The following is a 25,028-nucleotide window of genomic DNA, read 5'->3' on the forward strand; positions in this document are numbered from 1 at the left end:
CCTCCTATAGTAAGTTTATTCATGAACGGGGAGACTGGTGCTGTATGAGGTGGAGAATCCACTTTTTTAAATCAACAATGCGCCGAAATTCAGGTGCTGTATCAGTCCCTGCAACCATCATCGGAATAAGTGAATCGTTCGAATGGAATCCCCCGTGGCTTGCTCCTCCTGCATGGGAAGGAGTACTTTCACTGATGAATTCATAGCCTGGCTTCACAGAGACTGTAATAAACTCTCCATTATGGGAATGAAGAGCGCTATATAAGCGTGCCAAAGCATCTGGAAACCGGCCAAAGGTAACTGCATTCTCATGTAGTTGTAAATCTAAAAGAGAATCATCGCCCTCGATTTCCCAGGTTTGATTGTATTCATCAACCCAGCGCCCTTCATGCTTAAATTGACAGGTTTTAGTATTACCTCCAGCAGTCACTTCAATCCATTCACCTTTTTTCCAGGCAATCATTTCTATTCTTGTATCCTTTTGGAGCTTCTCTACAAGTAGAGAAAGGGGAACCTCAGAAGGAGATAAAGTATAAATAAAGCATGACCTCAAGTTGGGAGCAAGTACCACTTGGTCTTCCTTCCTGACTCCATTTCTTAGCTTAGTGATTTTTAAGGGAGCCAACAGTTTCCGTAAGTCCACTAACGCTGTTTTACTGTCATTATTTACATGAGATTGTCCGTTATCGCCAATTAAAATCCATACCGCGCTTTCTAGAGCCTCTTCCCAGGAGGGAAAGGTATTTAGAATAGTTTCAAGCTGTTTATCCATGTCTTTAATTCCTTGTATGTCCATCGGGCCATGTTTGTGTACATTTTTATCATGGTCAGGTAAATAAACTATGGAAAAAGAAGGCAAGTTCTCATTTTCAATCAAATGAGAAAACTCCTGCACAGAAAAATTATTATTAAATCCGTATTTACTCCAGATTCTCCCGTACTTTCTTAAAGCTGAGCTGGGCAAGTCGCCCATAAACAAAAGTAGAGGCGGCGTTTGTAGTGATTTTTTTCTCACATGCTACAAAAAACGGATGAGAGAAGGAATAGTAATGGTTTGAGAAGTTTTTCCCCGGTGTATGAGAGGATTTATGGAAGCGGATGATTTTCCCTGCTCGTGAAGTTCTTCATGTATGGTTTTTACGTTTTCATTTAAGTGGGAATGATTAAGGCGGTATAAGACATCGTACATGCTCCTAGTAAGTCCTAGTTTCATCAACTCCATAATATGGGTTCCATAGTTAATAATTCTATTTTCAGTCTCGCTGTACCAGGCTAAAGCTGGTACATGATGATGGTTTGAATATTGCCCAGTCAGCAAGGTGCTCTCTACGTTTACAGACATTGTAGGGTAGGGAGCCACGATGTCTGGATAATAATAATTGGCTGTTTTCATAAAGAATGAAAAAGCAGGAAGGTTCTCTTCTTGCAACGCTTTTTGAAAAGGTTTATCCATTAATGTATCAAGCATTATCATAATTACTTTTTTGATGACGCTCTGTGGGGATTCATGCCGATCATCCTTTTTATATAATATGGCTTTCTTCAAGGTGGAAAATTACATATTTAAGCTGTCGAGTGACCTCCATTGATTATTCCTTCCGCTTAAAAAATCGGGGACCTTCAGGATGGCTGTTACGTAAAGGTAATGAAGTAAAGATTCCCAAACCCTCTAAATAAAAGGGAAGAGACCAGATTGTATGCCTTATTTAGTTTGAAACAACGGAAACAAATTATGTAAAAAAACAGCCTTTATAAAAAGGCTGAAAAGATATTTATCCAACTGAAGTGAAGACTTGAAGATGACGAGGTAAAACCGTAAACTGAAAATCTTTTACTCGATGTTCATCCCCATCCAAGTTCAGGCTGATTTGTTGAGGGATTGTAAAGGAGCCAGTTTGAATGGTTGTATGCTGAATAATGGTCGCTTTATTAGGGACCTGTAACAGCTCACAAAGAAGAACGAGCAGTAAAGCCGCACGGCTGCTAGCTTTACAAGTCAGGAGATGAAAGTGGGCATCCCTGTTTTTATTACTTTTTATCAAGCGCTCAAAGGTCCCACCCCATTTCCGTTCATGATTAAAAATAATGAAAGGTCTGAGAGCAGTTCTTGCGAAGGAAGATTAATGGAGATGGGGTGGGATTGTTTAGACATAAAAAAGGTTTTTAAGAAACAAAATACATATGCCCATTCTCCAATGTAAGCTTTCAGATAAGACGGAGTTTTATAAGTGATATCAGAAAGCCAGCCAGCTGAAGCGATATTAGCGAAATACTTATCACCAAATTTGCCTATGTCAATCGCCTTTGTCTGTCCATTTCTGATGACTTGGAATACCTCCTCCATTTGAGAAGGCATACCAATATATTTTGCAAATTCGTTGCTGGTTCCTAGAGGGATAACGGCGATAACCGGCCTATGCTGTTCTGTTGCCAGGGTTTGAAGAGAGCTGTTCACTGTCCCGTCACCACCAGCAATAAATATCGCATCCCATTTCTTTTGGCAGGCTTCTTTAATGGGGGTTTCAATATTTTGGAAGTCAGTTAACTGGTGAATCATAAGCTGGTATCCTAATTGGGTCAATCTTTCAACAATAAAAGGAAAGGCACTGTGTCTCTTTTTCTTTCCTGATTGTGGGTTATATATAAATAATGCTTTTTTGCTTAATGTTTTCATGAATATACCCCGTTTATTTTAATGAAGTATTCGTATTTTGTTCTATCAAGCATTATTTATAAAGGTTTTAAGGTGAATAATATTGACAAATAAGGAGAAAAAGAGTGGGGGAGGAACTAAAATACTGTGCAGCCAGTTTTAAAGGGAAGAAGCAATGATACAATCCAAACTCCACATGTTAAAAATTCATGTTAGGTTTTATGACATGATCACCCAAATTCATCATAAGGAACGATAAAATAAAATTTGTCGGGATTTTATTTTAAATATGTATTTTATATACAGCAAAAAGTTTCTATAGTATTGGGGTGAGAGTGTATGGAAGAACAACAGAAAATAAGCAGAAGAATATTATTACTGACAACTCTTGCAATGGTTTTCTCGTTTACTGTTTGGGCTTCTTTATCGCCCTTAGCGAATCAATTTGAGACGATTTACGGATTAACGGCAACGCAGACCAGTGTATTAGTAGCAATCCCCGTGCTCTTAGGGTCTGTTATGAGAGTGCCCCTTGGAATTCTAACTGATCAGCATGGGGGCAGAAAGGTTTTCACTGCTTTGTTGATTTTTACTATTATTCCCTTGATAGGCATTGGTTTTGCCGATTCATACTACTCTTTGTTAATTTGGGCGTTCTTTTTAGGTATGTCTGGAGCTTGTTTTGCAGTTTCCATCACCTTTGTAGCAAAGTGGACTCCAACAGAAAAGCAAGGCACGGCATTAGGGATAAATGGAATGGGGAATATAGGAACGGCTCTTGCCGGGGCCGCTTTGCCTACCATCGCTGTGGTGTACGGTGTGCAATGGGCTTTTTGGATACTGGTTGTTCCTATCGTTATAATGGCCGTCATGATTTGGTGCTGGACTCCCGAAACCCCAAAGCCAGCTGAAAAGAAAACATTAGCAGGGACACTTTCGGTATTAAAGCATAAGGACAGTATTATTTTTTCTTTTGTTTTATTTCGTAACGTTTGGTGCATTTGTAGCTTTTGGTATTTATCTGCCGACGTTATTAATGTCTCTCCACGATCTTAGCGCCGTCGACGCAGGGGCCAGAGCAGCTGGTTTTGTAATTTTAGCGACTCTTGTTCGTCCTTTTGGTGGATACGCAGGCGATAAAATTGGAGCTGGAAAAGCAATAACGGTTGTATTTATAGGGATTACATTAGGAGGATTAGTACTTACTTTTGGCTTGGAAAACATGGCTTTAATGACGGCTGCCTGCTTGCTGATTGCCCTCATGTGCGGGATAGGAAACGGAGCGATCTTTAAACTAGTACCAGAGAAGTTCCCGAAATCAACGGGTGCGGTAACTGGAATTGTCGGGGCGGCAGGAGGACTTGGGGGGTTTTTCCCGCCAATCCTGCTTGGAATGGTCCAGGACGTAACAGGTACCTATATGCTTGGGTTTCTGCTCCTGTCTATTCTGGCTCTCGTTTGTTTTGTCATTAATCTAAAACAATACGACAACACAAAATACACAAGGTTAGTAGATGTAAAAGCTGGCTCCTAGAAAAAAACGCTTAATCCTTTATTGAGATTAAGCGTTTTTTGTATGGATTAGAATCTTCTAAGTGAGAAGGAAGAATACAGACAAGAGAGAATAACATATCCAAGGGAGGTGTAGTATGAAACTGAGCTTTATGATAGCGTCTTTGTCAGCAGTTGTCGTTTTTACTCTTAGTCTGATCACGGGCAGTTGGTACTTCCTTATATATATATCAGGTTCCTTGGGTGTTATGAGCTTGTTCCTGGCTTTTTTTGTTTATTTAGATTCGGTTATGCAGGATAACAAAGAATCCTTTTTTTCCGAGTACGGAGTTAAAAAGGATAGAAGGGAGGCGGCGAAAGTACATGCAGCTGCTTCTGTTCCCAACCTGACAGTTGCACTTATATATTTATTTGTCTCCCATTTTATTTTTTAGTAAAGCTTGTTACATCTTATAGTTAATTTTGTAAAAAGCGCTCGTTTGCACTAAAAGGTACAAGTACGGGCAAGCATTCATTCTTCATTTCATTCACGGTCTCATAGCCTCAGCTTCCCTGGGAAACTCAACCTGCAGGACCTTCTGCTCATCCTCTCCCCAAGGGTCTCACACAATCTATAACGTGACTGATGCAACATTAGCCTTTACCAGTTCCTATAGGAAAAGCCAGAAATGAGGTATTTTTTTGTCTCTTCTGGCTCACAATTTTATCCTCCGGCGGGCGTTCGATTTCTTCTACTTCACTAAACTCCCTCTCTCCTTGCTATTACCTTTCCCATTATTTTATTGTAAACGCCTTCAACTTATAGAAAGAGAAGACGATAAAGCATATAAGGAGTTAGAAAATTCTATATTTTTGAAGGAGGGAGAATAATGGGGTTAAAAGGAAGGCTGCTATTACTGTGTTTGGTTACATTAATCGTTCCCATGAGTGTTTTAGGGTGGGTAAGCTACAAAACCGCAGAAGCTGAACTTACACAAGCAGGCGAGATCAATTTAGAAAACAATGTTAATCTTGCCATGGAATTAATTAATAGTGTGCAAAGTGATGTGGAAGCCGGCGGACTTTCTTCAGAGGAGGCACAGGAGATGGTAAAGGAAAGTCTGGTCGGAGTGTTGCAGGAAGATGGGAGCGCAAGATCACAGAACAAATTGACCTTGGGGAACATGGTTATTTTTACATAATAGACAGGGACGGGACACTGCTTGCCCACCCATTGTTAGAGGGGGATAACATTTGGGGGGAACAAGGAGAAGATGGCTCCTTTTTTATTCAAAATGTTATTGAAGAGGCCGTCGCCGGTGGCGGATTTGTCTCTTATGACTGGCCGCTCCCTGATAACCAGGAGCAAGCTGCTCCTAAAATTATTTATTCCAGTCTTGACGAAGAGTGGGGATGGGTGGTTGCAGCAGGCTCCTATTATGTTGATTATAATGGAGGAGCTCAGGGAGTCCTGCATGCTTTACTGCTGACGGTTGCTATTTCTACACTTGTGGGTGGAGGAATTATTTTTTATTTTTGCAAACCGCATCTCCAGGCCTGTAAAAAGAAATAGAAAAAGAGCTGACGGAAATAGCAAATGGAGTATTGAGCAAAAAAGAGCTAAGAATAACAAGAAGGGATGAAATAGGTTCTCTTGGAACGCAAGTAAACATGATGAAACAGTCTATACGCTCTATTATCGAAAATGTAAATGAAGCAGGTGAACAAGTTTCAGCAATGGCACAGGAGCTTAATGCTGCGACAAATGAAAACACGCGTGCCTCAGAACTGATCTCCTCCTCGATACAGGAGGTAAGTGATTATGCCGGAGAACAAATAGCGGCCAGCAGAACAAATTCTGGAATTATGAATGAAATTAGTAATACCATTGACCAGCTGAATAGAGAAATGACAGCTGTCCGGCAATCAAATACAAACGCCAACGCCAATACAGAAACAGGAAAAGAAATGGTGAGAACCCTTGAAAAACAAATGAAAAATCTACAGGAGACGGCTATTTCTACAAGCAAAGAAATGGAACAACTGAAAGATAAATCAGCTCAGATTAATTATATTATTACTATTATTACTGATATAGCAGATCAAACAAATCTCCTGGCATTAAACGCAGCTATTGAAGCTGCAAGAGCAGGTGAACAAGGAAAAGGATTTGCTGTTGTAGCTGATGAAGTGAGGAAATTAGCAGAACAGTCCAGCGATTCGGCTAAGGAAATCAGAGCATTAATCGGCGATATTCAGGGAGGGGTTGAAAACTCAGTCAAGGCTATTGAAGTAAACAATAAACATGTGGAAGAGTGCCAGACAACCACCGTTCACACGGGTAAAGAATTCAACAGTATAGCAGAGGCTGTGACGTTGATAAATACGCATGTAAACAAAGTAACCTCCTTACTAAGAGAGGTTGTAGGGAAGACTGGCAGATCTTTAGAAAGTATTCAAAAAGCAGAAGAGGGTGTCAGCCACACCGCACAAGAGGTGGAGCAAGTAGCTGCGGCTACAGAAGAGCAAAGCGCTTCAATGGAGGAAATCAATGCTTCAGCTGAGAATTTAAGACAAGTTTCTGAAGATATGCAGAAGACAATTAATAAATTTTCACTTACAAAATAAAAAAGGTCTTAAAAAGCACTCTCTAAAATTAAAAAGAGAGTGCTTTATTTATTTTTTATTTTGTTTCTGCTCTATAGACTGGCTTAAGATTCTTTCTTCGTGGGCTAGGGACAGACTCCAACCAATCATCGAGGCACTCCATTCTTCTTCTTTTCCAGAGAGCTCTATCTTTTGCTTCCTTGTTGAAGAGATGAGGACTGATTGTTAAGATAAGCATCGTGTTACATTACATCATTACATTTATTGGAGGTTTTATTTAATGCGTAAGTGGGTAGGAGCTCTTTCTGTGTCTATGGCTGTTATAATCTTTGGTGCAAACGAAACGGAGGCATCAAGTTCGCATACAGTGCAAAGCGGTGATACGCTCTGGTCCATTGCAAACAATCATGATGTAAGTGTCGAGGAAATTAAGAATACGAATAATAAAAGTGAGAGCATGATCCATGTTGGTGAATCCTTGCAAATTCCTTCGACTGACAATGAACAGGATCATAGCCCATCAGCAAATGAATATAGTGGTACTGCCAGTGAGGAAGATAAGCGTTTGTTATCCCAGTTAGTTACAGCTGAAGCAACCGGTGAGCCATATGAAGGTCAAGTAGCTGTGGCTGAGGTGGTACTTAATCGCGTAGAAAGCTCTAAGTTCCCAAATACTATTCAAGGCGTCATTCATGAGCAAGGACAATTTACGCCTGTTCAAAACGGATCAATTAACCAGGTCCCTACAGACACTGCAGAGAGAGCAGTAGAAGAGGCGTTGAACAATAGTGGGCAAGGGCATGGTTCTTTATTCTTCTACAATCCTCAAACAGCAACAAACTTATGGAATGCAACAAGAGAAGAGACAAAAACAATCGGCAATCACGTATTTTCAAAATAAATTCTATATCAAAAGTCACTAATCAGAGTGTTCAAAGAGAGACTGTCACAAAAGTAATTTTGCTGACAGTCTCTTTTTTGAAGAGGAAAATGAATTCTGGCTGTTTTATGCTATGTACTTGCTCCACCTGCTCTTTTATCTATTATAAAATGACTAAAAAATTTTATATTAGCCTTTAACAGGACCCAAAAAATTAATAATCACTGCTCGTAATTTTCAGACACAAGTGATAAAGTAAGTAAATGAAAAAGGGCGAATGTTATGAAAATCTTTTTGTGTAAGAAAGTAGAGGAGAGGTGAAAGAGATGGAGAAAAACCTGGTTCCATCTATTGTAAAAGATCAGCACCTTGTTAAGCGAAGAAGAGAACAAATGGTTAATGCGGCTGTCGTGTTACTGAAAAAGAAAGGTTTGACAGGATTACAACAAGAGAGATTGCCAGGGAGGCAGGCTTTAGTATTGGGACACTTTATGAATACATAGGAAGAAAAGAAGATATTTTATATCTTGTTTGTGATTCAATTTTTGAAGAAGTACGTGATCGCCTTGAGGCCAGTTTGACGAAAGGCGGAAATGGCATTGATTCACTGGAAGAGGTTATTTCTTCTTTATTTAAAGTGATGGATGAAATGCAGGACGAGGTGCTGGTGATGTACCAGGAAACAAAATCTCTCCCCAAAAATGCTCTTCCTTATGTTCTTAAAAAGGACGAGGAGTTAACAAAAATTATTGAAGAAACGATATTAAACGTTAGGGAAGCAGGCGGGATTTCCCTTTCCGATAAAGAGTGCTGGCTTTTGGCTCATAACATTATTGTCAGCGGGCAAATGTGGACCTTCAGACGGTGGGCTCTTCGAAAAACGTGCACCCTGGAAGAGTATACAAAGATGCAGGTTAATTTATTGCTGCATAAGTTGGTTTAAACAATTGGATAGCGGGCTGTCCCAAAATTTTTTCAGCTGAAATACAATGAGCTTTTACCTAAAGTCAAAAGTGCGGCATCCGTTCAAGCTTCATATCTTTCCTATTTATGGTTTCTTTTAGCCTTTGGAAAGCTTCATCTGAAAGTCATTTGAAAAAATTGCAGCGTCACTGTGGGACAACCCCTTCATGACAGGAGAGTACTAGTAGTTCCTGTTTTGATTTCAGATATTTCCCAAATTTGATAATGAAATTTTCTTAATATTATGATATAGTGAGTAAAGATAAACATCTCCTTGTACATGTAAGAAATGGTTTTTATTTACCACCAACCTGAACGATTGTTCAGTCTACAGTCATAAGAGGAGAGTACAAAGTGAGATTAGATTCGAAAATAATGAAAGCCTTTACATAGGCAGGGAGGATTGTTATGAGCAGCATTAAAGCAGATATGGCAGGGAACTTGTGGAAGGTATTAGTCGGGGAAGGGGATCAAGTCAAAGCAGGAGAAGAGGTTGCCATTTAGAATCAATGAAAATGGAAATTCCTATTGCTGCTGATAAAGATGGAGTGGTTAAGAAGCTTCTTAAGCAAGAAGGTGATTTTATTAATGAGGGTGATGATTTGATAGAGTTAGAGTAAAGGCGGGTCGAGTAATAGGCCAGATGAAATGAACATTGCCCCCCCAGAAGAAAGACAGTTAGAAATTACTTATGAACTCACTTTCCTTATATTCACACTATAGATTGAGAGAGGTGACAGTTCGTGGAGGATGTAATTAAGTTATTAAATTGTTCAATTGATAATTTAAATGAGCTGGAACGGGAAATAAAAGGATTAAATGAAAAAGAGTTAGAAACAGTAGCGTCTGCATATCCATTTAACCACCACTTTCTTGAAATGATTGATAGCTTATCCAAATGGAAGAGAGAGATTGAAAAAGTAAACACTAACTAAGGATTATTAATTATCATTTAAGAAGGATGGTGCTCAAAAGCTTTACTTTTGAACACCATCCCTTCTTTTTAGTTGAGCATGCCAAAGTCTTCTTTTGGCAAGATAAATATCACAATGAAGCCGAAGAGATGTGACCCACTTATATATGAACTCAACTCATTTCTGACTTATTAAATATAGTTTCTTCGATAGATTGGTGTATGATCGCTGTCATTTCTTTTATTTCTTGTTCCGATGCACAAAGAGGCGGCATAAAGATCAGCGTGTCACCAAGAGGACGAGACAGCATGCCATTTTTTCTCATCGTTAATGTTGTTTGATAAGCTATTCTGTCTTCAAAAGGAAAAGACTCTTTCGTTTGTTTGTCCTTTACTAGTTCAATTCCCACCATAAAGCCCAGCTGACGTACATCCCCTGTATGAGGGAGCTGTTCTATAGGTTGTAATGTTTCTGATAACACCTCTGCTTTTTTCCGCACACTATCCACGATGTTTTCTTTTTCAAACAGTTCTAAGTTAGCCAGAGCTGCGGCACAGCCAAGCTGGTTTCCAGTATAAGAATGACCGTGAAAAAGAGTCTTTAATTTCGTGTAATCATCATAAAAAGCCTGATGAACTTTTTCTGTTGTTAAGGTTGCGGCAATTGGAAGGTAGCCCCCGGTTATTCCTTTTGCAACCGTCATAATGTCAGGCTTGATGTTCTCGTGCTCTACAGCAAACATTTTTCCTGTTCTGCCAAACCCTGTGGCTACCTCATCAACAATTAATAATACGTTATATTCCCGGCAAAGGCGTTCCACTTCCTTATAGAAACCTTCAGGCATAATTTTCATGCCGCCTGCTCCTTGAATTTTCGATTCCATGATGAGGCCGGCAATTTCTTTATGATGGTTTTCGAAAGTATCTCTGAGAGCCTGCAGGGAATCTTTCATCGCTTCGCCACCATTTCCGCTAGGATGACGATATGCATCAGGAAAGGGTACTTTCAAGCTGTTAAACATCAATGGATTATATATTTTGTGAAAAAGGTCCACAGCCCCTACACTAATTGCACCCACTGTATCGCCATGATAACCGTTAGTAAAAGTTACAAATTTAGTTTTCTTGCCATTCCCCTGGTTGTACCAATATTGAAAGGCCATCTTTAAGGCAATTTCAATAGCTTCTGCTCCGCTGTCAGAATAAAACACCCTTTTTAAGTTAGCAGGAGAGAGAGCTATTAATTTTTCTGCCAGTAATGTTGCAGGAACGTTCGAGGCACCTAGCAGGGTAGAGTGGGCAATGGAATCAAGCTGATCTTTAATGGCCTGATCAATTTCCTGTTTCTTATGACCATGAACATTAACCATAGGAAGAGTATCCGTCGTAGTATTCTTTTCCGTATATATCTGTTAGCTTTACACCTTCTCCTTCTTTAATGATTAATGCATCCTGCTCGTAATCTTTCATTTGGGTAAAAGGAAGCCACAAATATTCCTTGCTCATCTCAATTAGTTTGTCTGGGTTAACCAATTGTTTTCACCTCTCAGTATGTTTACTAATTTTTCTGTTTCAATAAAAGGGGCCAGTGTTGCAAGTAAATCGCAGAGCCAATTTTTTCTTCTATCTCGCGGACTTTCGGGATCGATCCCAGCACCGGGGCAAACTGCTGAATGTATCGAATGTTTTCTTCTTCTATAAAAGTTTTTTCAGCAGGGACATTGGAGAATATAACCCCCGCTATTCTCAGGCCTTTCGATTTTGCATAATAGATCGTCTGCAGGGTATGGTTTATGGTCCCTAAATTAGGACGAGCCACGATGAGAAGAGGGAAACCGGCTTCTTTGGCTAAATCGGCCATGTCTTTCTGTTCATTTATAGGGACCGACAGGCCGCCTGCTCCTTCCATAAGAATCGAGTTGTAGTTACGAGAAAGATTTCTCATCGTCTCAAATATGACTGGGAAATCGATTGTTGTACCGACTAGCCTGCTGGCAAGATGAGGAGAACAGGGTGGTTCAAAAAGATAGGCTGAAAGATTGCTGCTGGCCTCTCTCACACCTGATTTTTTATACATCTCCACGTCAGGAGCAAGAGAGTGTCCTTCATCCTGGGAAATCGTACCCGTTTGTATTGGCTTAAAAGGCACAACATTGAAGCCTCTTTCATGCAGTAATTGATAAAGAAGACAGGTAACGATTGTTTTCCCTACTTCTGTGTCTGTCCCTGTTACAAAAAAACCATTCGCATTCATTGGCGTTCCTCCCTGAATGTAAACCTTAATATAAAATTGGTTGACAATGAAGATATAAATATTGGTTTCAAGGTTTTAAAGTTCCCTTGTCACATAAAGGTAAAGAGAATGATAGGTAGCTGGAATTCTTTGATCCTCAGTTAGGAAATTGTCATTGTATGTCTCAATCATTTCTTTAAACAAAGAAATGGATTGACTGTAATGGTGGCTGTTGCTGTTTGATGCACCGATTTCTTTTACACTTTTCAAGAACGCTTTTACATCAGGAAAAAGCTCAACGTGCCTTTCTTCTGTTCCGTGGAAGGAGAAATGTTCTTTATCTATACCGGCCTCTAACATAGCAAAGAGATCCTGTAATGAATAAAAATCCTGCTGACCTTCACTCTTTTGTTATAAGAAAGTCGTTCAACTGCCCATTTCACAGCTTGATTCAGTTCACAAAAGGTAGAGGAGCCGAAGGTGGAAAAAAGAAATAAGCCTCCCTCATTTACATGCCTGCACGTTTTAACGAGAGTTTCCGGAAGGTAATTGAACCATTGAAAAGCGGCATTCGAAATAACTAAGTCATAGGTGTTTTCAAAAGTGAACTCTTCAAAATCTGCACAATGAAAGGAAACATTATCATTGGTAACATACCTTTTTGCTGTCTCAACCATTCCTGGAGCCAGATCGACAGCATCAATTGAAGCGTCAGGATACAAATTTGCAAGCTTTTTTGTCATGGTGCCTGTCCCAGAGCCAATTTCTAAAATGGAAAGAGGTTGTTTTTCCAGTTGGTTCTCACAATAATCAAGAAGATGATTGGCCATTTTTCTTTGTACGATTGCATGGTCATTATAGGTTGCTGCTTTGTCGGAAAATCTTTTTTTTACAAGTGTTTTATTTATCATGACACGACCTCACTGGTACAAGTAATAATCTTAGCTGACGTCTCTGGTAATGAGAAAAAAGGTAAGTGGCCGCACTCTAATTCGTGAAATGTACCATCAGGTAAATGACCTGCCAGGTTGATGCCAGCTTCTATTGGTATAATCCTGTCGTATTTTCCATGAATAATGTGGACGGGAACATGTATGCAGTGAAGCTTTTCTCTTACATCTTTTTCAAGTAAATAATCAAGTCCCATCTTCAGATCAGTTAGAGGCTTGTTTCGTTGAGTTTGCTGCTTGAAAAAGGAATCTAAGGAATGTTTTTCTTTATCGGTTCTTGAAAACATTTTCCGGTGAAAGGACTCAAGGACAGTGTCTGCATTTGCTGTTAGACTGTCTCTCATTTTTTCAACCGAGCGATTACTCCATCCATAAGAAACATTGGCTGCAGAATCCTTTGTGAATCGGGGCGTTGCGCTAAAAAGATACATGTTTTCTATATTGCCAACTTTCTTTGAAGCTGCCTCGAGGGCTGCAATTGAGCCTAAGGACCAAGCAATAAGAGTAACAGAGTCGAATTTTTGCAGTGTTTCTTCAACTCTCTGGTCAATATCCTCGACAGATGAAAGATGAAACCAGGAAAGGTACTCTATATGAACCTTTTTCGGCAGGAAAGGAAGAAGAGGCTCCCAAATTGTCTCGTTCATAGCCCATCCTGTTAAAAAGATAAAAGCAGAACTCATGTTATCACCCCGAGTTCTTTTCCAATTCTTTTTATGACCTGGCATGCGCTTATCAAATCTTCATCACTGTGAACAGCCATAGTGCTTAAACGTATTCTTGCTTCCCCAGGGGGAACGGTAGGAGGTCGGATAGCAACAGCAGATATTCCTTCTTCCATAAGCAAAGAACTGAAGGTGAGCGTGGTTTCATTGTCTCCTGTCAGGATAGGAACAATATGAGAACCAGATAAACAGGTATTAAAGCCTGCTTCAGTTAGTATGCTTCGTACCAGCTTGCTTTTTTGAAGCAGGTTCCTGCGTCTTTCTTCATCTTTCTGCACTAGAGTTATAGAAGCCTGAATGGCTCCAAGAACAGAAGGAGGGAGGCCGGTAGAAAAATAAAACTCCTCATTTTATTTACCAGGTACTGAATCACAATCTGATCCGCCACCACATATGCCCCGAATGAACCTAAGGCTTTTCCGCAAGTCCCTACAAACAGGTCGATTTCCTCGTCCACCTTTTGCTGGTAGGAGTAACCCCGGCCAAAAGGTCCGTATATACCGCTGCTGTGTGCTTCATCAACAATTAAAAATGCTCCGTAATGTTTTTTTAACGTAACTATGTCCTCTATCGGGGCAAAATCACCATCCATGCTGAAAAGGCTGTCTGTAATAATAATCTTGTTTTCTATATCTTTGTCTTTTTTTAAAAGGCTTTCAAGATGGTTCATGTCATTGTGGTTATAACGTCTTTTCTTTGCTCTGCTTAAAACAATGCCGTCAATGATACTAGCGTGATTTAACTTGTCACTGTAGACAACGGCATTTCTGGAAGCAAGCGCAGATATAGCCCCTACATTTGCAGTGTAGCCGTTATGTACAATTAAAGCAGAATCACGTTGCTTCCATGATGTAATAGCTTGTTCAGTTTCTTCATAAAGTGGGTGGCTGCCCACGATGAGACGAGAGGAGGAAGCACTGGCTCCATAATCATGAATGGCTTGTAAAGCACCTTGTTTTACTTCAGGATGGCCGGCTAAACCTAAATAGTCATTAGACGAAAAGTTAAGCATCAGTTTACCATTTCTTCGTATCCACCCCTTTTCTAACGGTTTATGGGAAACAAGACTTCTTGTTAGTGACTGTTTTGCTATGTCTTCTAACTCATTATTGATAGTCTGATAGAGAGGTGACTTTGTCCTTTGCCTCATAGTTTCACCTGCCTTTTCTTCCTATCATACAAGATAAGTTAAATAATGTTAACCTTTAAATTTAAAAGGTTAACAATGAACGGTGGAACAGGTAAAAAACTGGTTCAGGAATTAGAGACCAGATCAAAGACATGGTATGATTGAATGGGAAAAATACTTACCTAATAGGCTGCCAGTGGAGGTCGCTTTATGAAACAGAAACAACAAAAGAATCAATCAAGGATAGAAGATAAGCATGTTCTTATCGTTACCTCTGTAGAGGCTGAAAAAGAGGCAGTAAAACGAGGGCTTCAAAATACCGGAAAATTTACTGTCATTACAGGAGGGGTTGGCCCTATGGCCGCAGCGGCAAGTACTGCGACAGCTATTGCCGCCCACCCATATGATTATGTAGTTGTAATGGGTATTGCAGGCGGCTTTAAAGGGAGAGCACCGGTCCGGTCTATTGTTGTGGCGACAGAGTTAATAGCTTCCGATATGGGGGCGGAAACAGAGGATACGTTTTTAAGCCTTGATGACTTAGGCCTTGGTACTTCTTCCATAGAAGCCGATCGTGCTATATCGGAAGACCTTGCCCTTTGCTTTAACCATAGGCAGGTTCCAGTATACCGGGGTGCTGTTTTAACTTCTGCGACCGTTACGGGAACGAAACAGAAAGAAGAGGTACTGAGGAGACGTTATCCTAATGCTGCAGCTGAAGCAATGGAAGGGTTCGGGGCAGCTACTGCTGCCGCGCAAAGGGGCATACCAATTCTTGAAATCCGCTCTATTTCTAATGAAGTTGGGCCAAGAAACAGAGAGGCCTGGGATATAAAAGGGGCGCTCTCTTCCTTAGAGACAGCTGGCGCAGTTTTAAAGGAGGCTTTTCTAAAATGAATATTGCATATTCACCATGTCCAAATGATACATTTGTATTTCATGCCTGGGCTCATGGATTACTTCCTGAGGCACCAAAGCTTAATGTTACATACGCTGATATTGATAAAACAAACCAGTGGGCTATGAATAAGGAAGGGCCTGAGATTATGAAGATTTCCTATGGAGCCCTCCCATGGGTATTAGACGATTACAATCTGGTTCCTTGCGGAGGTGCTCTGGGAAGAGGGTGTGGGCCTCTCGTTTTGTTGAAAGACCAAAGTGAAAACCCCGCTTCCCTTTCTGGAAAAAAAGTTGCTGTTCCTAGTGAGAGATCGACAGCTTATTTGCTATTTCGTTTATGGGCCGCGCAAAACGTCCCAGATGGATTGGGAGAAATTGTGGTCCTTCCTTTCAATGAAATTATGCCAGCAGTCCGAGACGGGAAAATTGATGCCGGGCTTGTGATACATGAAGCCAGGTTTACATATCAACACTACAATTTATCCTTGATGGCAGACTTAGGAGAGTGGTGGGAAAAGGATACAGGCTGCCAATTCCCTTAGGAGCGATTATTGCCCGTCGTTCCCTTAACGTGGATGACGTAACAAAATGGATCAGAAAATCGGTACAGTACGCCTGGTCCAATCCTGCTGAGTCTGATGCATACGTTATGGAGCATGCTCAGGAAATGTCTGCTGAAGTAGCAAAACAGCACATTGACTTATATGTAAACAAGTTTACTGAAGACTTAGGAGAAGAAGGATATGCTGCTGTAAGAGCTTTATTAGGAAGAGCTGCCAAAGAAGGACTGGTACCGTCTATAAAGGGAGGTTCTCTGTAACAGACGAGAATAATCCGGCTTCCTTAGAGAAGAAGCCGGATTATCCTCCGGTTGTTTGTAGAAAAGCGTGTACGTTTAGATGTGAGGAGCTGTTTCTTTCCACTGTTTTCTTTGTGAAGCCTGGAGATAGACAGCCCCGGCACCGGCTATGAATGTAAGAACTGCTGAGAGCAGGAAAGCACTTAAGTAGGACTGAGTATAGTCAATAAGAAAGCCTGTAATAATTGGAGAAATAAGCTGCCCTATGCTGAATAGCAAAGTAATAAATCCCATAGCTACCGGCACAAATTTAACCTGACATAATCTCCCGCGCTTGCGTTCATTATTGTGGGAACGCCCCAGAGCGTTATTCCGTATAAAAGAACCTGTACCAAAATAAGCCCGCTGTGGGTGGAAATGCTCAAAAACACCAGCATAAAAAACTGGATAAAATAAACGAAAGCAAGAGCCGGCATTCTCCCAATTTTGTCAGAGACGGAGCCCCAAATAAAGCCGCTGACTATACTGGCTGCTCCGGCAGCAGCAAAAAACAGTCCAGCCTGGCTGCTGTTAAACCCTCTGTCGACAATGAGGTAATCAACGAGGAAGGTAGAAAAAATTAAGTAGGCAATTCCCCACAAGAAATAGAGTATGCCAATAAACCATAAGGTCTTATTGCGATACACAGTATCTGTTTTTAAAACTTCCTCCGCTTCCTCACGAGCGGCCGGGTTCTTCTTTTCTTTACTGGAAGCTATGGGACTCAGGTTGATTTCAGACGGAGTATTCCGTAGAAAAAGAACATGCAAAACGGCGATTATAATTACTGTGATGGATAAGATATACCAGCTGAGCCGCCATCCTGAACCGTCAGCAATGTCAACGATAACTGGAACCACAATTCCGCTGAATACAATGCCAAAGCCTGCTCCGGCCATGACAATTCCCATTACCATTCCACGCATTTTAGGGGAAAACCATTGGCCGATTAACCCGAGGGACGGGACATATGCTCCACCGCTTCCTACCCCAATGAAAAAGCAGCCGATGTAAGCATGAACAAAGGATGAAGCATTTGCAGTAACAATCATTGCTAAACCAATAAGAAGCAAGGAAAATATAATGACTCGTTTGGCTTGAAACCGAATGACAAAATAACCGACACTAGTAACTGAAAGTAAGTATCCTAGGAAGATGGATGAGGCAATGAGCCCGGTTTCACGGTAATCAAAGTGAAGGCCTTCTCTCATAAATGGAAGAATGGCTCCAAAGGAAAAACGCCCAAATCCTAAGCAGGCAAACACACTGAGTACGATTAGAAACAGGATCAGCCACCCTTTATGTACGCGCATAATTCTCAGCTCCTTACATACTAAGAATAGGTATAATGTGCTGGATTGTCCATTCTTTTAAGCAAGGTTTTGGCAGAGAAGAAGAACGGGTTAAATTTAATTTAACTTTATATGGGAGGGAAACGTAATGGATGTACTTGAAGCAATTAAAACAAGAAGAAGCACAGGCCTGGTTTCACAGGAGCCTGTACCTGAGAGCCTCATTGAACAAATACTTGAAGCAGGAACCTGGGCCCCAAGTCATCACCAGACCGAGCCGTGGAAGTTCTTTGTCATGACAGGGGAGGGGAGAAAACCTTTAGGAGAAGTGCTGGCAGACATTGCAAAAGAGGGAATGGACGAACCTTCTTCAGAGGAAAATGTAAAAAAGCTTGAGAAAACAAAAGAAAAGCCCTTCAGAGCCCCTGTAGTGATAGCAGTTGCTGTTGAACCTAGCGATAATCCTAAAGCGATTCAAGTGGAAGAGTACGGTGCTGTATTTGCTGCCACTCAAAATATGCTTCTAGCTGCCATGCTTTAGGGCTGGGAGGGTTCTGGAGGACAGGAAAACCATGCTACCATTCAAAAATGAAAAAGCTTTTTGGTCTTTCTGAAAATGGCGATATTCTGGGTTTTCTTTACATCGGATATCCTCAAAAAAAGAACCCTGAAGGGAAAAGAAGACCTTACCATGAAAGTACAAAGTGGATACAAAAGGAAGATGATTTCAATTAACCAGCAGGGCACTTCCTGCTTGCTTTGATAAACTGTTACTCATTGACAACATAATACCGAGGAGTGGAAGTCATGTCCGAACCGATTTTAGATATTACCCAAAACCCACATAAGAAAGCAAAGCCGGATCCTGAACATTTGAGCTTCGGAAAAGTTTTTACCGACCATATGCTTACCATGGAATTTTCCAGAGATAAAGGGTGGCATAGTCCGCAAATCGTCCCTTATGAACCTGTGTCTCTTGACCCGGCAGCGATGATCCTTCATTACGGACAAACCGTGTTTGAAGGCCTTAAAGCTTATCGGGGGGCTGATAATCAAATCCTGCTGTTCCGCCCGAAAAAGAACTTTGAACGCTTAAACCGTTCTAGTGACAGGATGAGTATCCCTCCTGTCAATGAAGAACTGATGCTGGAGTACTTAAAGCAGCTGATCAGCCTTGAAAAAGACTGGGTACCGGCAGCGGAAGGTACCTCCTTATACATTCGCCCTTTCATTATTGCAACTGAACCAAACTTAGCGGTCGCGCCATCCTATTCGTACACGTTAATGATTATTTTATCCCCGGTAGGTTCCTACTACCCGGAAGGGATACATCCAGTCAGCATTAACGTAGAATCTGAATACACAAGAGCAGTGAGAGGCGGCACAGGAACGGCGAAAACAGCCGGGAATTATTCAGCTGCCTACAAGGCTCAGGAAAGGGCAACAGAAAAGGGACACGCTCAAGTTCTTTGGCTTGATGGCGTTGAAAAGAAATATATTGAAGAAGTAGGCAGCATGAACGTTTTCTTTAAAATCAAGGGTGAAGTTATTACTCCCGAGCTCAGTGGCAGTATTTTAGAAGGGATTACCAGAACTTCTATCATTGAGATGCTGAAAGATTGGGAAATACCTGTAAGTGAAAGAAAGATCACCATGGAAGAAATCCACCAGGCTTATGAGGAAGGAACCCTGGAGGAAGCGTTTGGTACTGGGACGGCAGCTGTCATCTCGCCAATCGGTGAGCTTCATTGGGAAGACAAAGCGATGGTCATCAACCACAGACAGACAGGCGAATTATCCAGATCCTTATATGATACGTTAACAAGTATTCAAACGGGCAAGCTTGAAGATCCTTACGGATGGACAATAAAAATAGACTAAAAAAAGAACGAGGTGATAAGCCTCGTTCTTTTTTTATGCCCAGCGTGTAAGGTTAATGAAAGAAACGACTGATAAATGATAATAGCATGATCCCGGCAATTACAAAGCAGACAATGACCAGGACTTTTTCTTGATCTGTCGTTTTCTTTCCCTGTTCTGTATTTTCATTCATATAATAACCTCCTGTCATAAGCGAGTGAAAACATTGCCGTTATCTGCCACGTGCGTATTCAGCATTAAAGATAAACAGTCTCATTAAGAGAAACAGAGAAGGCACGAGAAGAAGAAGACCTGCAAGGAAAGCAAGAATAAGGGAGATACCCATTTCCGGACTGGTGATATTTTCATAAATGGTAATATGCGGGTAGAGAATGTAGGAAGATGAGTGTATCCATAACCAAAAAATGCAAATCCATATTGGAAACAAACGAAGAGAAAAGCAGTCCCCATAAATTTTCTTTTATATATACAGAGGATCGCTGCTAAAAATGCCAGCAAAGATAATACAAACAACCAACCTTCCTCCACCATAGCCTGAAAATGATCAGGATTATGGGTGCTTAAGGTTAAAAACACTAAAAAGCTCAAAAAAATGGTAGGTCCTCCCCAAATTAAAAGAAAATTTCCTCATGAGTTCAAAGGCATCCTTATCTTTCGCTACGTTGGCGTAATAGGTTAAAAATGAGGCACTGATAAAAAGGACACTAACAATCGCAAGCATAACGACAATCCATGAATACGGACTTACAAACAGTTCACCTAGAAGCAGCTGGACATTTGAATCGTCCACTGTGATGAATCCACCTTCTGAAATGGTTAAGACAGTTGATAAAGCTGCTGGGATCAAAAGCCCTGTAATACCGTACAAAAATAAATATACGTTGCTTTCTCTGGCACCATAGTTCGCAAACGCATAAAATGACCCTCGGATAGCAAGAAGCACTAAAGCAATGCTGCCTGGAACAAGTAGAGCCGTTCCAAAGTAAAAGGCTGAAGCCGGAAAAAAACCGACCAGGCCAATCATAAAAAATACAAGGAATACATTGGTGACTTCCCATACAGGCGAAAGGTAACGGTCAATCACCTGCCTGATTGTATGCTTTTTGTTTGTCACCTTGGCATAGTAGGAATAAAACCCAGCTCCAAAATCTATCGAACCGATAATCAGGTATCCATATAAAAACACCCACAAGACGGAAATACCGATTGTTTCTATCACACCGAGCACCTACTTTTTCTATAAAATAATGTTTTGATTTTCGATTTCTGATTCCACGGTCTTCTTTTTAAACAAGCGGATCAGAATGATAGGCAGTAATATAGCCAGGGCTAAATATAAAGAAGAAAAAAGAAGAAGCATTTCAAAAACGTGTTCAGAGGTAGTAGCCGCTTCTGCCACAGTCAGATACCCCCGTAAAATCCATGGCTGTCTGCCTGCTTCAGTCATAATCCATCCAAACTCAATAGAAAGAATAGAAAGAGGAGCACAAATGATAATGGCTCGCAGCAACCACTTGTTTAACGAGTTAAACCGATTAAAGTAATAAAAAACTAAATAGGCAAAAGCCACGGCAGCAAGAAACATACCAATTGTTATCATTAGGTTAAAGAAATAATGGATATAGAGAGGAGGCCAAAGTTCTTCAGGAAAATCGTTTAACCCAATAACTTCAGCTGTCGGCCGGTTAAACGCCAAGATACTTAGTGCGTAAGGAATACGTATACCAAACTTTACTTCCTGCTCATCAGGGTCCAGAATTCCTCCTAACAATAAGGTGGCACGATCCTCTGTTTCAAAATGCCATTCCGCAGCGGCCAGCTTTTCTGGCTGATAAACTGCGAGGAATTTTCCTCCAATGTCTCCATTTACAATAGTGGCAATCGAAAATACGAAACATCCAATCATGGCTAAGTGAAGAGCTTTTTTGTAATAGATGTGTGTCTTTCCTCGAAGGATATGAAAAGCTGCGATAGCAGCTAACAAGAAAGCTCCGGTTAAATACGCGGTGGTAAGTACATGGGAAACCTTAGAAGGCATCGCAGGGTTAAACATAGCTACTAAAGGCTGGACGTTCATAATTGTACCTTCTGCCAGATCAAATCCTTGAGGAGTATTCATAAAAGCGTTCACACTTGTAATAAAAAAAGCAGACGCCGATGAACCAATAATGATGGGAATGGATAAAAGCCAGTGGTATATAGGATTTTGAATCTCTCCCACGTATATAAATAAATCCCCAGGAAAATAGCTTCAAAAAAGAAAGCGAAGGTTTCCATAAATAAAGGGAGACTAATAACATGACCTGCGGCCTGCATGAAGCTTGGCCACAATAATGATAATTGAAACCCGATGATTGTTCCTGTCACGACCCCAACGGCTACTAATATCGTGTATCCTCTTGTCCACCGGCGTGCAAGCAATATGTAATGGGGGTCTTTTTTTTTGATTCCAACCAGTTCAGCAATGGATATAAAAATTGGCAAGCCTACGCCAATGGTAGCCATCACAATATGAAAGGCCAGGGTCACAAATGTTAATAATCGGCTTAGCACTACCGGATCATCGATCATTCTTTTCCTCCTCCATTGTATTCTCTGTGGCATACGGCTCCTTAGATCTGCTTACCCAAAAGAAAAAAACAGCTAAAGAAATGAAAAATTACCATGACGGGCAAGATCATAATCATGAAATTATTGATCACTGTACCATCCTCCTCTTAATGCTCTTAGTATGACTGCATAAATGTGGAAATATGTAGGGTGAGAAAAATCAGGATAGTGGGAGAAGGTTTGTTGCATGTGATGAACTGAATAAAGCTTTCTTTCATTAGAGAAAATAAAAGGGGTTGATCAGGAGGTGAAACGATGAGGAACTCATTTGCCGATCATGAAGCAATGGAAGCCCATGAAATTCTGAACTTCAAGACCGTCTGTCTGTTAAAGGCCAAAATGATGCAGGGTATTGTCTTTGATCAGGATTTGCGGGCGTTGATGGAACAGGATGTTCAACAATCAATTCTAGATATAAAGGAACTGGAGCGTTTGTATAAGGAAGGAAATATGCAGTAAAGGAGAAAAAAGGATGAATGAAGATTTTTTAGACCCGATTAATGCTGTTGGAATGCCTGATCAGGCTGATTCAGCTATAGCCTTAGATTTTCTGTTGACTGCTAAAACAGGGGTAAGATATTATTCTATGGCTTTAACAGAAACAGCAACACCAGAGTTAAGGACAGCATTAATTAATCAAATGACAGCCGCGATTAACCTTCATGGGCAAATATCACAGCTTATGATGAATAAGGGATGCTTAGGCCGTTTGATGTGAAAGAGCAATTTGAACTAGACATAAAATCTGCACAAACAGCAGTGGAGATAGCAAATTTAACTCTCTTCCCTAATGATACAGATCGGTTAGGAACGTTTGCGACTCCATATGAATAATTAACCTGTAGGAGGAAGAGGAATGAAAGCAGTGACATATCAAGGATCAAGGATGTAAGAGTCAAAGAAGTCCCTGCACCCAAAATCGAAAAACCAGATGATATTATTGTCAAATTAACCACAACTGCTATATGCGGCTCTGATCTTCACCTTATTCATGGAATGATTCCAAATTTTCCAGAAGATTATATTATTGGCCATGAGCCACAGGGTATTGTAGAAGAAACAGGTCCGGAAGTAACCAAAGTTAAAAAAGGGGATCGGGTCATCATTCCTTTTAACGTCAGCTGTGGAGAATGCTGGTTTTGTCAGCATGAATTAGAAAGCCAGTGTGATAATTCAAATGAAAATGGGGACATGGGAGCTTATTTTGGATACTCAGATACAGCAGGAGGGTATCCGGGCGGACAAGCTGAATATATGAGAGTGCCCTATGGAAATTTCGTTCCTTTCAAAATCCCTGAAGATAGTGAAATTGAAGATGAAAAGCTGGTTCTCCTTTCTGATGTCATGCCCACGGCCTATTGGAGTGTTGATAACGCCGGGGTGAAAAAGGGAGATACAGTAATTATTCTTGGGTGCGGACCTGTCGGCCTTATGGCTCAAAAGTTTGCCTGGCTGAAAGGAGCAGAAAGGGTCATAGCCGTCGATTACGTGGATTATCGTCTTCAGCATGCCAAGCGTACAAATAATGTAGAAATCATAAACTTTGAGCAGCAAAAAGAAATAGGGTTACACTTGAAGGAAATGACCAATGGCGGTGCGGAAGTAGTAATTGATTGTGTAGGCATGGACGGTAAGATGACTCCCCTTGAATTTTTGGCGACAGGAATGAAATTACATGGCGGTTCCATGAGTGCGATTACTATGGCAGCTCAGGCTGTGAGAAAAGCAGGTACTATTCAATTAACGGGCATATATGGAATGCGTTATAATGCTTTTCCTCTTGGCGATATATTTCAGCGCAACGTCAATATAAAAACAGGCCAGGCTCCAGTGATTCATTATATGCCTTCCCTTTACAAAATGATTGCTGAAGGAACAGTCGATCCTGGGGATATTATTACTCACGTTCTGCCGTTAGAAGAAGCAAAACATGGGTATGAGGTGTTTGATACAAAAACAGAAGAGTGTATAAAAGTCGTATTAAAACCGTAAAAAGAATTGATGTAGAGAGTATCTCTGGTGCCCAGAGGTGCTTTTTATTTATTTTTTAATGGCTTTGTTACATTTTGCTGGTGATTTTCGTTAAAAGCCGCTCGCTTGCATATAAAGGTACACGTGCGGTACCAGGTGTCTCGAAATTTTGTCAATCAAATGAGTTAAAAAACAACATAGAGCCTCTTTACTAGCAAAGGATAATGTGTGATAAACTTCACATCATCTTTATAAAGGAAAAGATATAGTACTTATATAAGCTTCCATGTAAGAGGAGCTTGTAAATGGTGAACTGGTAAAGGAGAGATTCTAATGGAATTTGTCATAAGAGGTAAAGGAATGGAAGTAACAGAGAGCTTAAGAGAGTATTCTTTAAATAAACTCCAAAGAATTGAAAGATTCCTTGATCAAGCAAATGAAGCTGTTGTTCATGTAACGTTGAAAGTGACTCGGAATCAGCAGGGAGTGGAAGTTACAATTCCAAATGCGCCTATCATCCTTAGAGCTGAAGAGATGAACAAAGACATGTATGCTGCGATTGATGCTGTTATTGAAAAATTAGAACGTCAAATGAAAAAGTATAAAACTAAAGTTAACCGTAAATTCAGGAATGACAACAGCTTAAAAGCAATGAACAGCGAGGAGTATGGAGGAGGACAAGCTGTCCTTACAGAGGATCCAGAAGAAATTATACGGAAGAAAAGATTTGCATTAAAGCCTATGGATGAAGAAGAAGCAATTCTTCAAATGAACATGCTTGACCATCAATTCTTTGTTTACAAGGATATGGAAACAAATGAAACGAACGTCGTGTATAGACGTCATGACGGAAGGTACGGTCTTATACAGGGAGCGTAAGTATGATAAAACTAACTACAAACTCCTTTTGCTGTGAGAAGCTCTTCTCACAGCTTTTTTACATAACCTGTGAAATGTACCCTGGGGGCTCTTCGGCTCACTCAATTCCCGAA

The 25,028-nt window shown here is 40.7% G+C and carries 23 protein-coding genes and 9 pseudogenes; 18 read left to right on the forward strand and 14 right to left on the reverse strand.

The features are described 5' to 3' along the window. Positions 1 to 19 precede the first annotated feature (19 nt). The 4 genes from JCM19033_RS10865 to JCM19033_RS10875 form a co-directional block, all read right to left on the reverse strand. On the reverse strand, positions 20 to 877 hold the full coding sequence (locus JCM19033_RS10865) for a hypothetical protein (protein WP_054636329.1): 858 nt from the start codon (positions 875 to 877) through the stop codon (positions 20 to 22). A 141-nt stretch (positions 878 to 1,018) separates the two neighbouring features. Then, a complete protein-coding gene (locus JCM19033_RS10870) occupies positions 1,019 to 1,468 on the reverse strand; it encodes an alkaline phosphatase family protein (RefSeq protein ID WP_198153484.1) in 450 nt (149 codons plus the stop codon). Positions 1,469 to 1,772: 304 nt separating this feature from the next. Further along, positions 1,773 to 2,042 (reverse strand): hypothetical protein, encoded by a 270-nt coding sequence (locus JCM19033_RS25685; RefSeq protein WP_269758140.1) that lies wholly within the window; start codon positions 2,040 to 2,042, stop codon positions 1,773 to 1,775. Then, the gene (locus JCM19033_RS10875) at positions 2,039 to 2,674 is read right to left on the reverse strand and encodes a diacylglycerol kinase family protein (RefSeq protein WP_269758141.1); all 636 of its coding nucleotides are present in this window, start codon (positions 2,672 to 2,674) and stop codon (positions 2,039 to 2,041) included. Before JCM19033_RS10875 ends, JCM19033_RS25685 begins: the two co-directional genes overlap by 4 nt. Positions 2,675 to 2,992: 318 nt before the next feature. On the opposite strand from JCM19033_RS10875, the gene JCM19033_RS28155 reads away from it, so the two are divergent. The 10 genes and pseudogenes from JCM19033_RS28155 (at position 2,993) to JCM19033_RS10925 (ending at position 9,529) form a co-directional block, all read left to right on the forward strand. Next, a complete protein-coding gene (locus JCM19033_RS28155; RefSeq protein ID WP_374701230.1) occupies positions 2,993 to 3,709 on the forward strand; it encodes a nitrate/nitrite transporter in 717 nt (238 codons plus the stop codon). Then, positions 3,627 to 4,187, forward strand: a complete 561-nt coding sequence (locus JCM19033_RS28160) for a nitrate/nitrite transporter (protein ID WP_374701231.1) — start codon at positions 3,627 to 3,629, stop codon at positions 4,185 to 4,187. The genes JCM19033_RS28155 and JCM19033_RS28160 overlap by 83 nt, the downstream gene beginning before the upstream one ends. A gap of 115 nt (positions 4,188 to 4,302) precedes the next feature. Then, positions 4,303 to 4,599: a hypothetical protein gene (locus tag JCM19033_RS10885; RefSeq protein ID WP_054636331.1), complete on the forward strand. Its 297-nt coding sequence runs from the start codon at positions 4,303 to 4,305 to the stop codon at positions 4,597 to 4,599. A gap of 435 nt (positions 4,600 to 5,034) precedes the next feature. Next, complete coding sequence (locus JCM19033_RS10895) at positions 5,035 to 5,346, forward strand: cache domain-containing protein (protein ID WP_054636333.1); 312 nt, start codon at positions 5,035 to 5,037, stop codon at positions 5,344 to 5,346. 17 nt (positions 5,347 to 5,363) lie between these two features. Further along, positions 5,364 to 5,717, forward strand: a complete 354-nt coding sequence (locus JCM19033_RS10900; RefSeq protein WP_269758151.1) for a cache domain-containing protein — start codon at positions 5,364 to 5,366, stop codon at positions 5,715 to 5,717. Positions 5,718 to 5,749: 32 nt separating this feature from the next. Continuing rightward, complete coding sequence (locus tag JCM19033_RS10905) at positions 5,750 to 6,772, forward strand: methyl-accepting chemotaxis protein (protein WP_054636335.1); 1,023 nt, start codon at positions 5,750 to 5,752, stop codon at positions 6,770 to 6,772. Positions 6,773 to 7,031: 259 nt separating this feature from the next. Beyond that, on the forward strand, positions 7,032 to 7,652 hold the full coding sequence (locus JCM19033_RS10910) for a cell wall hydrolase (RefSeq protein WP_054636336.1): 621 nt from the start codon (positions 7,032 to 7,034) through the stop codon (positions 7,650 to 7,652). A 305-nt stretch (positions 7,653 to 7,957) separates the two neighbouring features. Next, positions 7,958 to 8,574, forward strand: a pseudogene (locus tag JCM19033_RS10915) (TetR/AcrR family transcriptional regulator). Between the two features lie 428 nt (positions 8,575 to 9,002). Further along, positions 9,003 to 9,214, forward strand: a pseudogene (locus tag JCM19033_RS10920) (acetyl-CoA carboxylase biotin carboxyl carrier protein subunit). Between the two features lie 123 nt (positions 9,215 to 9,337). After that, positions 9,338 to 9,529 carry a hypothetical protein gene (locus tag JCM19033_RS10925; protein WP_054636337.1) on the forward strand — a complete coding sequence of 64 codons (192 nt, stop codon included), beginning with the start codon at positions 9,338 to 9,340 and terminating at the stop codon, positions 9,527 to 9,529. A 151-nt stretch (positions 9,530 to 9,680) separates the two neighbouring features. Here JCM19033_RS10925 and bioA read toward each other — a convergent pair. The 6 genes and pseudogenes from bioA to bioF form a co-directional block, all read right to left on the reverse strand. Next, positions 9,681 to 11,013: pseudogene (gene bioA / locus JCM19033_RS10930) on the reverse strand (adenosylmethionine--8-amino-7-oxononanoate transaminase). A 52-nt stretch (positions 11,014 to 11,065) separates the two neighbouring features. After that, a complete protein-coding gene (bioD, locus tag JCM19033_RS10935) occupies positions 11,066 to 11,761 on the reverse strand; it encodes a dethiobiotin synthase (protein WP_054636338.1) in 696 nt (231 codons plus the stop codon). A gap of 75 nt (positions 11,762 to 11,836) precedes the next feature. Continuing rightward, on the reverse strand, positions 11,837 to 12,100 hold the full coding sequence (locus JCM19033_RS10940) for a hypothetical protein (RefSeq protein ID WP_054636339.1): 264 nt from the start codon (positions 12,098 to 12,100) through the stop codon (positions 11,837 to 11,839). After that, positions 12,094 to 12,651: a methyltransferase domain-containing protein gene (locus JCM19033_RS10945; protein ID WP_054636340.1), complete on the reverse strand. Its 558-nt coding sequence runs from the start codon at positions 12,649 to 12,651 to the stop codon at positions 12,094 to 12,096. The genes JCM19033_RS10940 and JCM19033_RS10945 overlap by 7 nt, the downstream gene beginning before the upstream one ends. Further along, on the reverse strand, positions 12,648 to 13,418 hold the full coding sequence (locus JCM19033_RS10950) for an alpha/beta fold hydrolase (protein WP_083465395.1): 771 nt from the start codon (positions 13,416 to 13,418) through the stop codon (positions 12,648 to 12,650). Before JCM19033_RS10950 ends, JCM19033_RS10945 begins: the two co-directional genes overlap by 4 nt. Then, a pseudogene (bioF, locus tag JCM19033_RS10955) lies at positions 13,370 to 14,565 on the reverse strand (8-amino-7-oxononanoate synthase). Before bioF ends, JCM19033_RS10950 begins: the two are co-directional and overlap by 49 nt. A 189-nt stretch (positions 14,566 to 14,754) precedes the next feature. Here bioF and JCM19033_RS10960 point away from each other — a divergent pair. Then, on the forward strand, positions 14,755 to 15,441 hold the full coding sequence (locus JCM19033_RS10960) for a futalosine hydrolase (RefSeq protein ID WP_054636342.1): 687 nt from the start codon (positions 14,755 to 14,757) through the stop codon (positions 15,439 to 15,441). Continuing rightward, positions 15,438 to 16,264, forward strand: a pseudogene (locus tag JCM19033_RS10965) (1,4-dihydroxy-6-naphthoate synthase). Before JCM19033_RS10960 ends, JCM19033_RS10965 begins: the two are co-directional and overlap by 4 nt. A 75-nt stretch (positions 16,265 to 16,339) precedes the next feature. On the opposite strand, the gene JCM19033_RS10970 reads toward JCM19033_RS10965, so the two are convergent. Then, entirely contained in the window at positions 16,340 to 16,549 is a 210-nt protein-coding gene (locus tag JCM19033_RS10970) for an MFS transporter (protein ID WP_157049842.1), read from the reverse strand. Further along, entirely contained in the window at positions 16,540 to 17,595 is a 1,056-nt protein-coding gene (locus JCM19033_RS10975) for an MFS transporter (protein WP_054636344.1), read from the reverse strand. Before JCM19033_RS10975 ends, JCM19033_RS10970 begins: the two co-directional genes overlap by 10 nt. A 127-nt stretch (positions 17,596 to 17,722) precedes the next feature. On the opposite strand from JCM19033_RS10975, the gene JCM19033_RS10980 reads away from it, so the two are divergent. Then, a complete protein-coding gene (locus JCM19033_RS10980; protein WP_306301322.1) occupies positions 17,723 to 18,115 on the forward strand; it encodes a nitroreductase in 393 nt (130 codons plus the stop codon). Positions 18,116 to 18,381: 266 nt separating this feature from the next. Further along, the gene (locus tag JCM19033_RS10985; RefSeq protein WP_054636345.1) at positions 18,382 to 19,455 is read left to right on the forward strand and encodes a branched-chain amino acid aminotransferase; all 1,074 of its coding nucleotides are present in this window, start codon (positions 18,382 to 18,384) and stop codon (positions 19,453 to 19,455) included. Between the two features lie 211 nt (positions 19,456 to 19,666). On the opposite strand, the pseudogene JCM19033_RS10990 reads toward JCM19033_RS10985, so the two are convergent. Together JCM19033_RS10990 and JCM19033_RS10995 are read right to left on the reverse strand one after the other, a co-directional pair. Next, positions 19,667 to 20,674: pseudogene (locus JCM19033_RS10990) on the reverse strand (cytochrome d ubiquinol oxidase subunit II). An 18-nt stretch (positions 20,675 to 20,692) separates the two neighbouring features. Beyond that, positions 20,693 to 22,026 (reverse strand): annotated as a pseudogene (locus JCM19033_RS10995) (cytochrome ubiquinol oxidase subunit I). A 294-nt stretch (positions 22,027 to 22,320) separates the two neighbouring features. On the opposite strand from JCM19033_RS10995, the gene JCM19033_RS11000 reads away from it, so the two are divergent. From JCM19033_RS11000 to hpf, 4 genes and pseudogenes are all read left to right on the forward strand, one after another. Next, on the forward strand, positions 22,321 to 22,524 hold the full coding sequence (locus JCM19033_RS11000; RefSeq protein WP_054636346.1) for a hypothetical protein: 204 nt from the start codon (positions 22,321 to 22,323) through the stop codon (positions 22,522 to 22,524). Between the two features lie 13 nt (positions 22,525 to 22,537). Beyond that, positions 22,538 to 22,899 (forward strand): annotated as a pseudogene (locus JCM19033_RS11005) (spore coat protein). 22 nt (positions 22,900 to 22,921) lie between these two features. Then, a pseudogene (locus JCM19033_RS11010) lies at positions 22,922 to 24,057 on the forward strand (zinc-dependent alcohol dehydrogenase). Between the two features lie 312 nt (positions 24,058 to 24,369). Next, positions 24,370 to 24,915, forward strand: a complete 546-nt coding sequence (gene hpf, locus JCM19033_RS11015) for a ribosome hibernation-promoting factor, HPF/YfiA family (RefSeq protein ID WP_054636347.1) — start codon at positions 24,370 to 24,372, stop codon at positions 24,913 to 24,915. Positions 24,916 to 25,028 lie beyond the last annotated feature (113 nt).

It is taken from the genome of Thalassobacillus sp. C254 (assembly GCF_001310615.1).

What these genes read in the sequence shown, in the direction of transcription:
- bioD (WP_054636338.1), bottom strand. Translation starts at nt 11,761, where the DNA reads ATGAATGCGAATGGTTTTTTTGTAACAGGGACAGACACAGAAGTAGGG.
- JCM19033_RS10910 (WP_054636336.1), top strand. Translation starts at nt 7,032, where the DNA reads ATGCGTAAGTGGGTAGGAGCTCTTTCTGTGTCTATGGCTGTTATAATC.
- JCM19033_RS28155 (WP_374701230.1), top strand. Translation starts at nt 2,993, where the DNA reads ATGGAAGAACAACAGAAAATAAGCAGAAGAATATTATTACTGACAACT.
- JCM19033_RS10870 (WP_198153484.1), bottom strand. Translation starts at nt 1,468, where the DNA reads ATGCTTGATACATTAATGGATAAACCTTTTCAAAAAGCGTTGCAAGAA.
- hpf (WP_054636347.1), top strand. Translation starts at nt 24,370, where the DNA reads ATGGAATTTGTCATAAGAGGTAAAGGAATGGAAGTAACAGAGAGCTTA.
- JCM19033_RS10950 (WP_083465395.1), bottom strand. Translation starts at nt 13,418, where the DNA reads ATGCCAGGTCATAAAAAGAATTGGAAAAGAACTCGGGGTGATAACATG.
- JCM19033_RS10885 (WP_054636331.1), top strand. Translation starts at nt 4,303, where the DNA reads ATGAAACTGAGCTTTATGATAGCGTCTTTGTCAGCAGTTGTCGTTTTT.
- JCM19033_RS10940 (WP_054636339.1), bottom strand. Translation starts at nt 12,100, where the DNA reads ATGTTAGAGGCCGGTATAGATAAAGAACATTTCTCCTTCCACGGAACA.
- JCM19033_RS10875 (WP_269758141.1), bottom strand. Translation starts at nt 2,674, where the DNA reads ATGAAAACATTAAGCAAAAAAGCATTATTTATATATAACCCACAATCA.
- JCM19033_RS10895 (WP_054636333.1), top strand. Translation starts at nt 5,035, where the DNA reads ATGGGGTTAAAAGGAAGGCTGCTATTACTGTGTTTGGTTACATTAATC.
- JCM19033_RS10980 (WP_306301322.1), top strand. Translation starts at nt 17,723, where the DNA reads ATGGATGTACTTGAAGCAATTAAAACAAGAAGAAGCACAGGCCTGGTT.
- JCM19033_RS10975 (WP_054636344.1), bottom strand. Translation starts at nt 17,595, where the DNA reads ATGCGCGTACATAAAGGGTGGCTGATCCTGTTTCTAATCGTACTCAGT.
- JCM19033_RS10985 (WP_054636345.1), top strand. Translation starts at nt 18,382, where the DNA reads ATGTCCGAACCGATTTTAGATATTACCCAAAACCCACATAAGAAAGCA.
- JCM19033_RS10960 (WP_054636342.1), top strand. Translation starts at nt 14,755, where the DNA reads ATGAAACAGAAACAACAAAAGAATCAATCAAGGATAGAAGATAAGCAT.
- JCM19033_RS10945 (WP_054636340.1), bottom strand. Translation starts at nt 12,651, where the DNA reads ATGATAAATAAAACACTTGTAAAAAAAAGATTTTCCGACAAAGCAGCA.
- JCM19033_RS11000 (WP_054636346.1), top strand. Translation starts at nt 22,321, where the DNA reads ATGAGGAACTCATTTGCCGATCATGAAGCAATGGAAGCCCATGAAATT.